Here is a 13,267-nt window from a genome sequence, read left to right on the forward strand (position 1 = left end):
GATCCGGGTTGCACATGTCGGCATCCGCGGGGGCGCGATCCGACGACTCTTTATGTGACCGGGACGGAGGAATCGGGTGAAGCCCGACCACGGGTCTGCGCTGTCGGCGGGAAGCACGGTCACCGACAGCCGGGAGGGAACGTCTGCGCCGCTCGGGTCCGAGGGAGATGGTCCCGCGGTCCACGAAGGCGGGGCCGAGGGTCTGATCGTGGCGGTCGACGGTCCCGGAGGGTCGGGGAAGAGCACCGTGGCCCGCGAGATCGCCCGCCGCCTCGGCCTGCGGTACCTCGACACTGGGGCGATGTACCGCGCGGTCACCCAGCTCGCGCTGGAACAGCGGATTGACATCGAGGACTCGGCGGCGGTCGCGGAGCTGGCCGAGCGGGCGGTGATCTCGGTCGGTACGGACCCGGACGAGCCCTCGATCGCCATCGACGGTGTCGGGGTGGACGCCCAGATCCGCACCCGCGCGGTGACCAACGCGGTCAGTGCGATCGCGGCGGTGCCGGCGGTGCGGGCGTTGCTCGTCACCCAACAGCGTCAGGTGATCGCCGCCGCGTTGCCGGCCGGCGGCATCGTCGTGGAGGGTCGCGACATCGGCTCGGTCGTGGCGCCGGGCGCCCAGATCAAAGTCTTCCTCACCGCCTCGACCGAGGTCCGTGCGCTGCGTCGCTCCCGCCAGCTCGGGGAGAAGGGCGTCGACGACGTCGCCCGGACCCTCGCCGAACTCGACCGGCGCGACGCGCTCGACAGCAACCGGGCGGCGGACCCGCTGGCCATCCCGCCCGACGCGGTGGTTCTGGACTCGACGGCCCTGTCGGTGTCCGAAGTCGTCGACGAGGTGCTTCGGCGTTGCGAGCAGCTGCCGAACCGGACGAGATGACCACGTCGAACCCCCGCGTTGAGGCGCCCCGCGTTGAGGCCGCTCGGCCGGACGACGGTGCCGGCGAACGTGCCGCGGAGGCGGCCCGGCGGGCCGCCCGGGTGGCGCGTGGACCGGTCCACCGGGGTGCCGCGTCACCGATCTACAACGACCTCCCGCACCGCGTCCTCAAGCCCGGGGTCCGCTGGTTCCTCAACCGGGTGGTCATGCAGATCAGCCTGGAGGGGCTTGAGAACGTCCCCTTCGACGAGCCGTTGATCTTCGCTGGGAACCACAGCAGTTGGCTGGATGGCCCGTTGGTGGTGATCGAGTCCCCACGGACCGTGCGCTGCCTGAGCAAGGTCGAGATGTACCGGGGGGTGCTCGGCCGGGCGCTGCTGTTCAGCGGTCAGATTCCGATCGATCGTGATCGGGCCGACCGGGAAGCCCTGCACACCGCGCTGGACGAGCTCTCCCGTGGCGGGGCGATCGGGCTGTTCCCCGAGGGCACCCGGGGCAGCGGGGAGATGGCGGCGGTCCAGCACGGCATCGCCTACCTCGCGGTGCACGGCCGCTGCCGCGTCCTACCGGTGGCCTGCATCAACACCGGTGCCGCCCTGCCCCGGGGGGCGCGCTGGCCGCGCCGGTCGGTGCCGATCCGGGTGGTCTTCGGTGCGCCGTTCGCGGTGGAGGTCCCGGCGAACCCACGCTCGCGCAAGGCGCTGGCCGCCGTCGCGGAGGACATCCGGGTGCGCCTGCTCGACCATCTGGCGACCGTCCGGGCCGGAAAGGCCTGCGGCGAGGCGGGCGGGACCGGCGGAGCTGACCGGGCCGGCGCCGGGTAATCTGAGCAAGATCGCTGCTCGCTCCGGACGGGCGGGTGAGAGCCCCCGGCGATCCGACCACGCTCGCGTGTCCGGCGCCGAGCCCGGGAATCACAGGCGATCCCCGTCCCACGATGACAGTTGGCAGTGACAGTGATGAGCGGACAAGACCTATCAACGGACCTCGGCGCGGCCGGGTTCGACCGGTTTGCCGACGGTGGCCTCGGCGATGACGTCGGCGGCCCCGATGGGTTCGCGGGCGAGCTCGACGGCGAGTTCGCGGGCCCCGGGATCGGTCAACCGGTGGTGGCCGTCGTGGGGCGACCCAACGTGGGCAAGTCGACGTTGGTCAACCGCATCCTCGGCCGGCGGGCCGCGGTCGTCGAGGACGTCCCCGGGGTGACCCGTGACCGCGTCGCCTACGACGCGGTCTGGAGCGGGCGGCGGTTCACCCTCGTCGACACCGGCGGCTGGGAACCCGACGCGACGGGGCTGGCCGCCCAGGTCTCCGAGCAGGCCCGCGCGGCGCTCGACACCGCCGATGCGGTGCTGTTCATCGTGGACGTCGTCACCGGTGCCACCGACGCCGACGAGGCGGTCGCCCGGGTGCTGCACCGCTGCGGGCTGCCGGTGATCCTGGTGGCGAACAAGGTCGACGACGTACGATTCGAGGCTGATGCGGCGGCGCTGTGGAGCCTCGGGCTCGGCGAGCCGCACCCGGTCTCGGCCCTGCACGGCCGGGGCAGTGGAGACCTGCTCGACGCCGTGCTCGCCGCGTTGCCCGAGGCGCCGCGCGAGATCCTCACCGAGTCCGACGGCCCACGGCGGGTCGCCCTGATCGGCCGGCCCAACGTCGGCAAGTCGAGTCTGCTGAACAAGCTCGCCGGCAGCCGGCGGTCGTTGGTGCACGACGTCGCCGGCACCACCCGGGACCCGGTCGACGAGCTGGTGACGGTCGGCGGCGAGGAGTGGATGTTCATCGACACCGCCGGGCTGCGCCGTCGCGTCCGGGAGGCCTCCGGCGCCGAGTACTACTCGTCGCTGCGCACCGCCTCGGCCCTGGAAGCCGCCGAGGTCGCCATCGTCCTGCTCGCCGCGGACGAGCCGGTGACCGAGCAGGACCAGCGGGTCATCTCGATGGTCGTCGACGCGGGACGGGCCCTCGTCCTCGCCTTCAACAAGTGGGACCTGGTGGACACCGACCGCCGGCTCACCCTGGAACGGGAGATCGTCCGTGACCTCGGCCGGGTCGCGTGGGCGCCGCGGGTGAACGTCTCGGCCCGTACCGGGCGTGCGACCGACCGGCTCGCCCCCGCGCTGCGCACCGCGCTGGAGTCCTGGGGTACCCGGATCCCGACCGGCCGGCTGAACACCTGGTTGGGTGAGGTCGTCGCCGCGACCCCGCCGCCAGCACGTGGAGGGCGGGTTCCGAAGGTCCTGTTCGCGACCCAGGCCGGAGTGCGCCCGCCGCGGTTCGTGGTGTTCACGACGGGTTTTCTGGAGTCGTCCTACCGTCGATTCCTGGAACGCCGGCTCCGGGAGGACTTCGGCTTCGCCGGTTCGCCCATCTCGATCTCGGTGCGGGTGCGTGAACGCGGCGACCGCAGGGGCGGCGGCTGACGGTTGGACCGGGTTCCGGCCGTCAGCCGGGTGGGCTTTCCGGTCCGGCCGGACCGGCGTGACGGCGGCTTACGACGAAAAAACCCGTTGAGCAGGCTCACCTGCCTGAGCAACGGGTTTTACCACCTCTGTCGGGACGACAGGATTTGAACCTGCGACCCCCAGACCCCCAGTCTGGTGCGCTACCAAGCTGCGCCACGTCCCGTACAGCAGCCACATTACCGTACCGGCGACCACTACGGTGACCGGGGGTCGCGTCGTTGACGACGCGACCCCCGACCCTCGTGCGTGGGCCCCGCGTGGGACCAGGCCGAGGCCGTCACCCACGAGGGTGTCCGCACGCCGCAGGGCCGCCGAACAGCAGGGTCAGCTCGCACCCTGGGCGCGCCGTCGGGTAACCCCGGCGCCGATCAGCAGGGCGCCCACTGCCGCACCGGCCAGCGGGAGCAGGGGCGAGGACCCGGGGTCGGCCATCCCGCCGCCACCTGCGGCGACACCGCCCCCCGGCCCGCCCCCCGGCCCGACGCCGGCACCGACGCCGGCACCGACGCCGGCAATGGCGCAGTCGCGCTTCTTGTCGTCCCAGTTGAACCAGTCGTCCTTGCCGTCCTTGCCGTCCTTGCCGTTCTTGCCGTCCAGACCGTCCTTGCCGTCCAGACCGTCCTTGCCGTCCTTGCCGTTCTTGCCGTCCAGGCCGTCCCTGCCGTCGTCGATCCGATCGGCCCGGATCCGCTTGTCGCCGTCGATCTTGTCATCGCGGTCGCGGTCCTTGCCGTCCAGATTGTCCTTGTCGCCAAAGAGGCCCCACCCGTCCTTCTTGTCGTCGCACCGGTGGTTGTCCTTGTCGTCGAGGGCGTGGGCAGCGGCCAGGCCGGGCCCGAAGGTTAGGGTGACGCTCGCCGCGCTTGATATCGCGAGAACGGCGGCGCTTCGACCCATACCTTTCTTCATCTGGTCCCCTCTCTCACGTACGGTGATCTATTCGTTACTGCGAGTGATACCATAGCGACTGAGTGTGGGGATGCGGGTTAACCGCCCGGGCGTGGTGCGGCCGGATCGACCTCCTTGTGGCGGCGATCGGGTTGCTTTTTCGGTCTAGTTCGTCCAGTTTTCGGTGATCTCGGAATCGTTGAGACCGGTACACCTCGCTCACAAGCATGCCGCTCACGGAAAGTATCTTCACTGATTGGTAGAGTCACCGTCGGTGGTTTCGTGACCCTGGCACGTGACGGTTCGGAGCCGCGGGCGGGGCGCCGGACGATCCACCTCGGGAGCGATCCGCACGCGTACGTGGACGATCGACGGGCGGGATGGCGGGAGGAGCTGTGAAAGGTGGGACGGGCGGCGGTAACCAGCGGCCCGCGAACGGCGCACCGACGGCCTTCTCCGTCCGGACACCCGTCGCGGGTCGGCGCATCCCGCTCTGGCGGTGGCTTCTCCTCGTCGGGGCGGTCCTCGTCCTCGGCAGCGGTTTCCGGCTGGCGGAACCGGCGTTCGATGCCGTCCATGGCGCTCCCGGGGCGGACGCGACGGCCGACATCGCCGACGTCCCGCCGCCGCCCACCCCCGTGCCGACGACCGGCCGGTTCGGGCTACCTCCCGCCGTCCCCGAGCAGCCAGTGGTGGTCGTCAACAATCCGTCCCGGCTGCGCATCCCCCGGATCAGGGTGGACGCTCCGATCATTCATCTGGGTCTGAACCCGGATGGCACGCTCGGGGTGCCCAAGGCATGGGGAGATGTCGGCTGGTATGACCGCGGTCCGGCGCCTGGTGGCATCGGCCCTGCCGTGCTCGTCGGCCATTACGATTCCACCACCGGCCCGGCGGTCTTCTACCGGCTGCACGAGCTCGTGCCCGGCGACCGTATCGAGGTCGCTTCGCCGACCGGCGTGTCCACGACGTTCGTCGTCGATCGCGCGGAGAACGTGGTGAAGTCGAGGTTCCCGACGAACCGGGTCTACGGACCGGTAATCCGCCCTGAACTGCGCCTGATCACCTGCGGGGGCGCCTTCGACCGGAAGGCCAGGCACTATCTCAACAACCTGGTGGTGTACGCGCACGCCGAATCCTCGGCAGGAGCCGCGCCCGTCGTGCCGGCCCGGTCTGCGGCGAGCGTGCTTCCGCCGGATCCGTCGCGGGGGCCCGTGCCCGCGCACCCATCGCCCGGGCACCCATCGCCCGGGCAGCCGTCGCCCGGGCAGCCGCCGGCGCAGGTCGGTTCCGTCCCGAGCGTGAACCCGCCGCCCGCACCCTGACGACCCGGCCCGTTCCGCTGCCGGATCGCCGACGAGACAGCCGGCGAGATCTACGACACGTCGATGCTCGGGGCGTCGTGACGACCTGACGCGAGGTGGCGTGATCAAGCCGCCGACGGACACCCGGCGTGACGGCATCCGTACTTCTTGCCGAGTAGCGACGGTCTTCTGGTGCCGTGTTCAAGCGTTGGGGTGGGGGTGATTGCGAGCCGCCCGGGTATGTCCACTATGGTCATCAACGGCACTTCTGTTCTACCGATCCATAGGTGTCCGGATTATGAAGTGTCTGCTACATGTCATACAGATATACCTATTTTGATAGAGATACCCGTCGGACCGATGTGCCTGGTCCTGCCCCCGGTTCGGCGGCCCCTCCGAGTATGTCGGGGCAGGTGCGGGGAGCCGTGGTTCCGGGTGTGGCCGGCGGATCCGGCCGCGTTCTGGCGGTGACGGCACTGACCGGGTCGTCGGCCGCCGGGCTGGCCAGCCCGAACCCGACAGCTCCCTCGTAGGCGCACGGGAAGGACACGTCTTGCCCCGTCGTGGTATGGCCTGGCTTCCGGAGGACTGGGACCAGTTCGTCCGGAATCGTCAGCGCCCGCCGGCGCCCCACGGCTCCTCAGGCTCCGGCGCGGCTCGCCGCCGTACCACTCCTCCTCCGCGACGCGCGGTCACCATCGCCGCGTTCACCACCGGGACGATCGCGGCCTCGACCGCCGCCTTCGCGGCCACCGTCCCCGGGGGCGCCGACGGAACCTCGTCACTGGAGTCGAACTCCCTCACCCAGGAAGCCGCGCTCGTCCCGGGACACCACGCCACCGGCGGCGATGCGGCCTCGGCCCGCAGGCTCGCCCCGTTGGCCACCGCCATCGCGGACCACGACCCCGTCTTCACCAGCGTCTCGATCGCCGCGGACAAGACCTCGGTCGCGCCCAACACCCCGGTGGTGCTCACGGTGCGGGCGTTGGAATCGGACAGCGGCACCCCGCTCGCGAACCAGGACGTCCGTATCGTCGTGGTGAACGGTCCCCAGTGGCAGACCTCCACGAGGTTGCGGACCGACGCGAACGGCGCCGCGCAGATCACCGCGCGCCTGCTCTCCACGACGACGATCACCGCGGTCTTCGACGGATCGAACGCCCTGCGTCCCTCCGTGGCCGGTGCCGCCACGGTGACGATCGCGAGTCCGACGGGTCCGGGACGGTCGGGTTCGGGAGGGTCGGGTTCGGGAGGGTCGGGTTCCGTCATCGACCAGGCGATCCCAAAGGTCATCCCGGGTAGCTCGATCGGGGAGAAGGCCGTCTACCTCGCGTCGTTGAACAAGGGTAAGCCGTATGTCTGGGGCGCGGAGGGTCCGTACTCGTTCGACTGCTCCGGACTCGTCCAGTACGTCTTCAAACAACTCGGCCGCTCGCTGCCGCGCGTGGCCGAGGACCAGTACCGGGTCTCGATGAAGGTGCCCCAGTCCGGCAAGCAGCCCGGCGACTTGATCTTTTACGGTACTCCTGGGAATATCTACCATGTCGGCATCTATGCCGGGAATGGGTATATGTGGGCTGCCCCGCAGACCGGCGGTGTCGTGTCGCTGCGGCCCATCTACAGCTCCACCTACAAGGTCGGCCGCATCCTCTGAGCCCGGTCCCATCCGACCCGGTCCGAACGCCGGGGTACCCCGCCGGCGGATCCCTCTCCGCTCCCCGTGTCCCACGATCCGCTAGCGTCAGCGATGTCCGGCCCGTCGGCGGGGCGTTGCGGCCCCCACCGGGCCCGGACGTCCCCACTGGCGCCGAACCCGTCGGGTGGGGACCTGCGGGAGCGCCGGGTGCGGTGGGCTGCCGTTCACCGCCTTCGCGGCGCGTCGCGCCGCCCAACCGGTGGAGGAGAGACGGCCGCATGACCATGCCCACCGCCTCGGACCGGATCTGGACGGTTCCGAACGCGCTGTCCGCCCTGCGGCTGCTCGGCGTGCCGGTCTTCCTCTGGCTGGTGCTGGGTCCGAAGGCGGACGGTGCGGCGCTCGGCGTTCTCGCGTTCGCCGGAATCAGCGACTACCTGGACGGCAAGCTCGCGCGGGTGCTGAACCAGACGAGTCGCCTCGGCGTCCTGCTGGATCCCCTCGCCGACCGGTTCTACATCCTCGCCACCATCGTCGCTCTGACCCTCCGCGGGATCGTGCCGGTCTGGTTCGCGGTTCTGCTCCTTGCCCGCGACGTGGCGCTGCTGGCGCTGCCGCCGTTGCTGCGCAGGATCGGGGTCGGCGTCACGCTGCCCGTGCACTACCTGGGCAAGGCTGCGACGTTCAACCTGTTGTACGCCTTCCCTCTCCTGCTGCTGTCCGCCGGGGATTCCTGGCTGGCCACCGCGGCACGCCCGGTCGGATGGGCGTTCGCGATCTGGGGTACTGCCCTGTACTGGTGGTCTGGTCTTCTGTACTTCGTCCAGGCCGGCCAGCTCGTCCGGCGCTTCCGGGCGGACGCCCGGACCAGCGCAAGTGGGAGGTGACCGGTGAGAGCCGTCGTCATGGCCGGTGGCGAGGGCACCCGGCTGCGTCCGTTGACCGCGAACCTGCCCAAACCACTGCTCCCCGTCGTCAACCGGCCGATCATGGAGCATGTGCTGCGCCTACTCAAACGGCACGGCTTCGACGAGACGGTGGTGACCGTCCAGTTTCTGGCCTCGATGATCCGGACATACTTCGGTTCCGGTGACGAGCTCGGGATGCACCTGTCGTACGCCACCGAGACGACCCCGCTGGGCACCGCCGGCAGCGTGAAGAACGCCGAGGACGCCCTGCGGGACGAGGCGTTCCTGGTCATCAGCGGGGACGCGCTGACCGACATCGACCTCACCGACCTGGTTGCCTTCCACCGGCGTCAGGGCGCGCTCGTCACCGTCGCGCTGAAATCCGTCCCCGATCCGCTCGAGTTCGGCATCGTCATCACCGGCGAGGACGGACGGATCCAGCGCTTCCTGGAGAAGCCGACCTGGGGGCAGGTGTTCTCCGACACCGTCAACACCGGCATCTACGTGATGGAGCCCGAGGTGCTTGCCCAGGTGCCGCCCGGCGAGGCGGTGGACTGGTCCGGCGACATCTTCCCCCGGCTGGTCGAGGCGGGTGCCCCGGTGTACGGCTACGTGGCGTCCGGGTACTGGGAGGACGTCGGCACCATCGCGAGCTTCCAACGGGCCCAGGCCGACGTGCTCAACCGCCAGGTCGACGTGGAGATCGGCGGTTTCGAGGTGTCCCCCGGGGTGTGGATCGGTGAGGACGCCGAGGTCCATCCGGAGGCGATCCTCAAGGGGCCGCTCGTGGTCGGTGACTACAGCAAGGTGGAGGCCGGCGCCGAGCTGCGGGAGTTTTCCGTGCTGGGCAGCAACGTGCTGGTGAAGAGCGGCGCGTTCCTGCACCGGGCGATCGTCCAGGACAACGCGCTCATCGGCCCGCAGACGAACCTGCGCGGCTGCGTCATCGGCAAGAGCACCGACGTGCTGCGGGCGGCCAGGATCGAGGAGGGCGCCGTCGTCGGAGACGAGTGCGTCGTCCGCGAGGAGGCGTTCGTCTCCCATGACGTGAAGGTGTATCCGTTCAAGACGATCGAGGCCGGCGCGGTCGTCAACACCTCCGTCATCTGGGAGTCCCGCGGCCAGCGGACCCTGTTCGGGCCGCGCGGGGTGTCCGGCCTGGTGAACGCGGAGATCACCCCGGAGCTGGTGGTGCGCCTCGCCGGCGCCTACGCCACGACCCTGAAGAAGGGGGCCACCGTCACCACCGCGCGGGACGGTTCCCGCGCCGCCCGGGCCCTCAAGCGGGCCGTCATCAGCGCGTTGACCGCCGGCGCCATCAACGTCCGTGATCTCGAGGTGGCACCGATGCCGGTCACCCGCTTCGACGTCCGCTCGTCCAACGCCGCCGGGGGGATCATGCTGCGCACCACCCCCGGAGACCCGGAACGCATCGACATCATCTTCCTGGATGCCGACGGCGACGACCTCTCCCCGGTGGCACAGCGCAAGCTAGACCGGGTCTTCTCCCGCCAGGAGTTCCGCCGGGCCTTTCCCGGTGAGATCGGTGACCTGCGTTTCCCGGCCCGTACCATGGATCTCTACATCCAGGATCTGCTCGACCGGGTCGATACCGCCGGCGTCGCCGAGGCGGATCTCAAGATCGTCGTTGATTCCTCGGGTGGCTCGGCGTCCCTGGTGCTGCCGACACTGCTCGGCCGGCTCGGCGTTGACGTGCTCACCGTCAACGGACGCGTTGACGAGACCATCCCGCCCCGCAGCGCCCTGGAGGATCTGCGGGCCACCGACCGCCTGGGCGCCCTCGTCGCCAGCTCCGGGGCGGCCTTCGGCGTGCGGTTCGATCATGTCGGCGAGCGCGTCACGATCGTTGACGAGCGGGGGGACCTTATCGACGATGACCGGGCCCTGCTGGTGTTCCTCGACCTCGTCGCGGCGGAGAATCCCGGCGCGGAGGTAGCCCTCCCGGTGACCATCACCCGGGTAGCCGACCAGGTCACCCGCTTCCACGGGCTGACGGTACGCCGGACCTCCCTGTCGGCGGCGGCGCTGACCGGGGTCGCCCGTGACGACGGCATCGTCTTCGCCGCCGACGGGCGGGGCGGCTTCATCGTCCCCGAGTTCGCCCCCGCGATCGACGGGATCGCGGCGTTCGTGAAACTGCTGGCCCTGGTGGCACGGACCCGGCTGACACTCAGCACCATCGACGCCCGGATACCTTCGGTGGCGATCCTGCGCCGTTCAGTGCCCACCCCGTGGGCGGTCAAGGGCACCGTCATGCGTCGCGTGGTGGAGTCGGTCGACCCGGATACGGGGTATGTCATCGACACCACGGACGGGGTTCGGATCGTCGGTCCGGACGGCTCCTGGATCCTGGTGTTGCCTGACCCGAGCGAGGCGGTCACCCACCTGTGGTCGGAGGGCGCCGACATCGAGGAGGCCCACGTGCTGCTGCGGCGCTGGGTCGAGGTGGTCGAGGCGCGGTAGCCGCGGCACGCGCGGCGAGGCCTTGGTCGGCGGCGCTCGGTGTCCGGTCGGTCAGAATGCCGAATGTGCGAGAACGGACCGGATGGCCACGCCGAGGGCCGGTATGCCCCGGGGCCGCCGGCCCTTCGGATCCCTGCGGCGTCTCCGGGCGGCCCCGTCGCCCCTGGCAGCGTCCCCTCGCCTTGGCCCTCGTCCTCGGCCTGCTCGGCCTGGTGATCGCGACCGGGGCCCGGCGTGCCGCGACGACGGCCGGGGAACGTGCGGAGCTCGTCGCGGCCCTGCGCGCGAAGATACATGAGCGATCCGCCGTGACCACTGCGGCCGCGACCCGGGTCGGCGAGCTGCGCCTGCGGGTGAAGACGGCGCGGGAACAGCGCGCCCGGGCCGAGCGTGAGCTGGCCTGGGCCACGGCGGCGCTGTCGGATCTCGGGCCGGCGGCAGGCTGGTCCCCCGTGCGTGGACCGGGTGCCCGGATCGAGCTCGCGGACCGGACCGCCCCCGGGCCGTCGGCACCGTCGGCACCGTCGGCACCTCGTGCGTCAACGGCACCCACCCCGCTGCGCCCGTTGACCGGGCTCGCCGGTCCCCACCCCGCACCGGCGTCCGGCTGGACCCGGATTCAAGATCGAGATCTTGCCGATCTCGTCAACGTGCTGTGGATCTCGGGTGCCGAGGCTGTCGCGGTCAACGGCGTCCGCCTGACGGCTCTCAGCGCTATCCGGGCGGCCGGTGATCTCATTCTCGTCGGATTCGTACCGATGATCGCGCCGTACACCGTCGAAGCGGTGGGTGATCCGGACGATCTCGTGCGGCGTCTCGAGGAGTCCGCCGTGATCGACCGGCTGCGGCATCGTCCCGACTCACCGGTGACCTCCCTGTCGGTCGTCACCGTCAGAAACCTGACCCTGCCCGCGGCCTATCCCCAGGTGCTGCGGCATGCTCGACGGAGCGAATCATGATCGCCGTGGTAGCCCTTGCCCTGGGCGTGACGGCCGGCCTGGTGCTGGGCCCGACCGTCCCCGACTGGATGGATCCCTACCTCCCAGTCGCCGTGGTGGCCGCGGTGGACGCTGCTCTCGGCGGCGCGCGGGCCGTTGCGGAGAGGGTGTTCGACGACCGGGTGTTCATCGTCTCGTTCGTCTTCGACGTCGCGATCGCCGTCCTGATGGTGCTGCTCGGCGACCTGATCGGGTTCGGCGGCGCGTTGTCCACCGCGGTGGTCGTGGTGCTGGGCATCCGCATCTTCACCACCGCGACCGCGTTGCGCCAACATCTGATCAAGGTCTGACGATGGCGGTGACATCGACAGGCGACCCTTCGGAATCCGGGCCCGGACGGAAGTCCGCATCCGATCCGAAGCCCGATCCGGTGCCGGTCTCCGATGCGCCGGTCTCCGATGCGCCGTCGGACCCGCCCACGTCGCCCGTCGTGGTCCCTGTCGCGTCGGAGCCGACACCGAGCCCGGTTCCGGGGCACGTCCGGCCGGGTCGTGCCCGGACGCGGCGTGCCCTGAGTCTGGTCCTGCTCGCCGGTCTCGGTTTCGCCGCGGTCGCCGCGACCCGGTCCGCGCAGCCGTCCTTCGGACTCGCCACCGCGCGGCCGGACGAGCTCGCCGCGACCCTCGGTGCGATCGGCGCCGTCGACCGGTCCCTGGCAGCCCGGGAGCAGCAGCTCCGCCGGGAGGCGGAACCGATGATGCCGCCCGTGCCGACGTCGGTGCCGGCCCCGGCGGCCGGGCCGGACGAGGTGCGTCGCGAGGCCGACCGGCTGGCGATCCTCACCGGCATGGTGCCGGTCACCGGATCGGGGCTCGAGCTGACGATCCAGGACCCTCACCGCGCGGTCGACGCCTCGATCCTCGTCGACGCCCTGCAGGAGCTACGGGACGCGGGCGCCGAGGCGATCGAGATCGCCGGGGTCCGAGCGGTCGTCTCGACCTACGTGGCCGACGAGCCCGGGCGGGGGTTGGTGGTCGACGGCACGTCGATCGCGCCGCCGTACGTGCTGCGGGTGGTGGGCGACGCCCACACGCTGGACCAGGCGATGCGGATCCCCGGCGGGGTGCTCGATACGGTAGCGGCACGGGACGGGGCGCAGGCGACCGTTCGGACCTCCGAGCACATCGAGATCCGTGCGCTGCGACCCGCTCCGAGTCCTCGCTACGCCCGTCCGGCCGGATAGGAGACCCCCTGTCCCCGGGCCAGCCGAGGAACGTGGTTCCTGGTGGAGTTCACGGCGCGGCGCGGCACGGTATGGCGTCGGGCCGGGCGGCGCAGAGCGGTCCGCGCAGTGGTCAGAGCAAGGGGAGGCGATCTCCGGTGTACCCGGACGACCTGAAGTACACCCGTGAGCACGAATGGATCCGGCTCGACGGGAGCACGGCACGGGTCGGCATCACGTCCTACGCGCAGGAGGCGCTGGGCGACATCGTCTTTGTCTCTCTGCCCGACCTCGGCTCCGCGGTCCAGGCCGGTGAGTCCTTCGGAGAGGTCGAGTCGACCAAGAGCGTGTCCGAGATCTACGCGCCGATCGCCGGAGAGGTGACGGCGCGCAACGAGGCACTTGCCGGTGCGCCGGAACTGATCAACTCTGATCCCTATGGGGAAGGCTGGCTCGTCGAGCTCACGGTCGCGGATGTCGTCGACGTCACCGGCCTACTGACCGCCGAAGAGTACGCGGAGCACGTGAAGGAAAACTGA

12 protein-coding genes and 1 tRNA gene are annotated in these 13,267 nt (G+C 70.7%); 11 read left to right on the forward strand and 2 right to left on the reverse strand.

The window, feature by feature from the left end; genetic code table 11:
* Positions 1-76 precede the first annotated feature (76 nt).
* The 3 genes from cmk to der all read left to right on the forward strand — a co-directional run bounded on the left by cmk (position 77) and on the right by der (position 3,306).
* Positions 77-883 carry a (d)CMP kinase gene (cmk, locus tag FRANCCI3_RS07320; protein WP_011435898.1) on the forward strand — a complete coding sequence of 269 codons (807 nt, stop codon included), beginning with the start codon at positions 77-79 and terminating at the stop codon, positions 881-883.
* The gene (locus tag FRANCCI3_RS07325) at positions 880-1,707 is read left to right on the forward strand and encodes a lysophospholipid acyltransferase family protein (RefSeq protein ID WP_011435899.1); all 828 of its coding nucleotides are present in this window, start codon (positions 880-882) and stop codon (positions 1,705-1,707) included. The genes cmk and FRANCCI3_RS07325 overlap by 4 nt, the downstream gene beginning before the upstream one ends.
* A 135-nt stretch (positions 1,708-1,842) precedes the next feature.
* Positions 1,843-3,306 carry a ribosome biogenesis GTPase Der gene (gene der, locus FRANCCI3_RS07330; RefSeq protein WP_011435900.1) on the forward strand — a complete coding sequence of 488 codons (1,464 nt, stop codon included), beginning with the start codon at positions 1,843-1,845 and terminating at the stop codon, positions 3,304-3,306.
* Positions 3,307-3,437: 131 nt separating this feature from the next.
* Here the strand turns inward: der and FRANCCI3_RS07335 are convergent.
* Positions 3,438-3,511, reverse strand: a tRNA-Pro gene (locus FRANCCI3_RS07335).
* Positions 3,512-3,672: 161 nt separating this feature from the next.
* Entirely contained in the window at positions 3,673-4,245 is a 573-nt protein-coding gene (locus tag FRANCCI3_RS07340; RefSeq protein ID WP_236701446.1) for a hypothetical protein, read from the reverse strand.
* Between the two features lie 371 nt (positions 4,246-4,616).
* On the opposite strand from FRANCCI3_RS07340, the gene FRANCCI3_RS07345 reads away from it, so the two are divergent.
* The 8 genes from FRANCCI3_RS07345 to gcvH all read left to right on the forward strand — a co-directional run bounded on the left by FRANCCI3_RS07345 (position 4,617) and on the right by gcvH (position 13,267).
* On the forward strand, positions 4,617-5,561 hold the full coding sequence (locus FRANCCI3_RS07345) for a class F sortase (protein ID WP_108913328.1): 945 nt from the start codon (positions 4,617-4,619) through the stop codon (positions 5,559-5,561).
* A 532-nt stretch (positions 5,562-6,093) separates the two neighbouring features.
* The gene (locus FRANCCI3_RS07350; protein WP_011435903.1) at positions 6,094-7,194 is read left to right on the forward strand and encodes a C40 family peptidase; all 1,101 of its coding nucleotides are present in this window, start codon (positions 6,094-6,096) and stop codon (positions 7,192-7,194) included.
* A gap of 260 nt (positions 7,195-7,454) precedes the next feature.
* Positions 7,455-8,063 (forward strand): CDP-alcohol phosphatidyltransferase family protein, encoded by a 609-nt coding sequence (locus FRANCCI3_RS07355; RefSeq protein WP_011435904.1) that lies wholly within the window; start codon positions 7,455-7,457, stop codon positions 8,061-8,063.
* 18 nt (positions 8,064-8,081) lie between these two features.
* Positions 8,082-10,568 carry a mannose-1-phosphate guanyltransferase gene (locus FRANCCI3_RS07360; protein WP_011435905.1) on the forward strand — a complete coding sequence of 829 codons (2,487 nt, stop codon included), beginning with the start codon at positions 8,082-8,084 and terminating at the stop codon, positions 10,566-10,568.
* A 182-nt stretch (positions 10,569-10,750) separates the two neighbouring features.
* Positions 10,751-11,527: a DUF881 domain-containing protein gene (locus tag FRANCCI3_RS23280; RefSeq protein ID WP_236701445.1), complete on the forward strand. Its 777-nt coding sequence runs from the start codon at positions 10,751-10,753 to the stop codon at positions 11,525-11,527.
* Positions 11,524-11,856 (forward strand): small basic family protein, encoded by a 333-nt coding sequence (locus tag FRANCCI3_RS07370; RefSeq protein ID WP_011435907.1) that lies wholly within the window; start codon positions 11,524-11,526, stop codon positions 11,854-11,856. The genes FRANCCI3_RS23280 and FRANCCI3_RS07370 overlap by 4 nt, the downstream gene beginning before the upstream one ends.
* A gap of 140 nt (positions 11,857-11,996) precedes the next feature.
* Positions 11,997-12,749, forward strand: a complete 753-nt coding sequence (locus FRANCCI3_RS07375; RefSeq protein ID WP_232234940.1) for a DUF881 domain-containing protein — start codon at positions 11,997-11,999, stop codon at positions 12,747-12,749.
* A 137-nt stretch (positions 12,750-12,886) separates the two neighbouring features.
* Positions 12,887-13,267 carry a glycine cleavage system protein GcvH gene (gene gcvH / locus FRANCCI3_RS07380; RefSeq protein WP_011435909.1) on the forward strand — a complete coding sequence of 127 codons (381 nt, stop codon included), beginning with the start codon at positions 12,887-12,889 and terminating at the stop codon, positions 13,265-13,267.

This window comes from Frankia casuarinae (assembly GCF_000013345.1).
Classification (GTDB): Bacteria; Actinomycetota; Actinomycetes; order Frankiales; family Frankiaceae; genus Frankia; species Frankia casuarinae.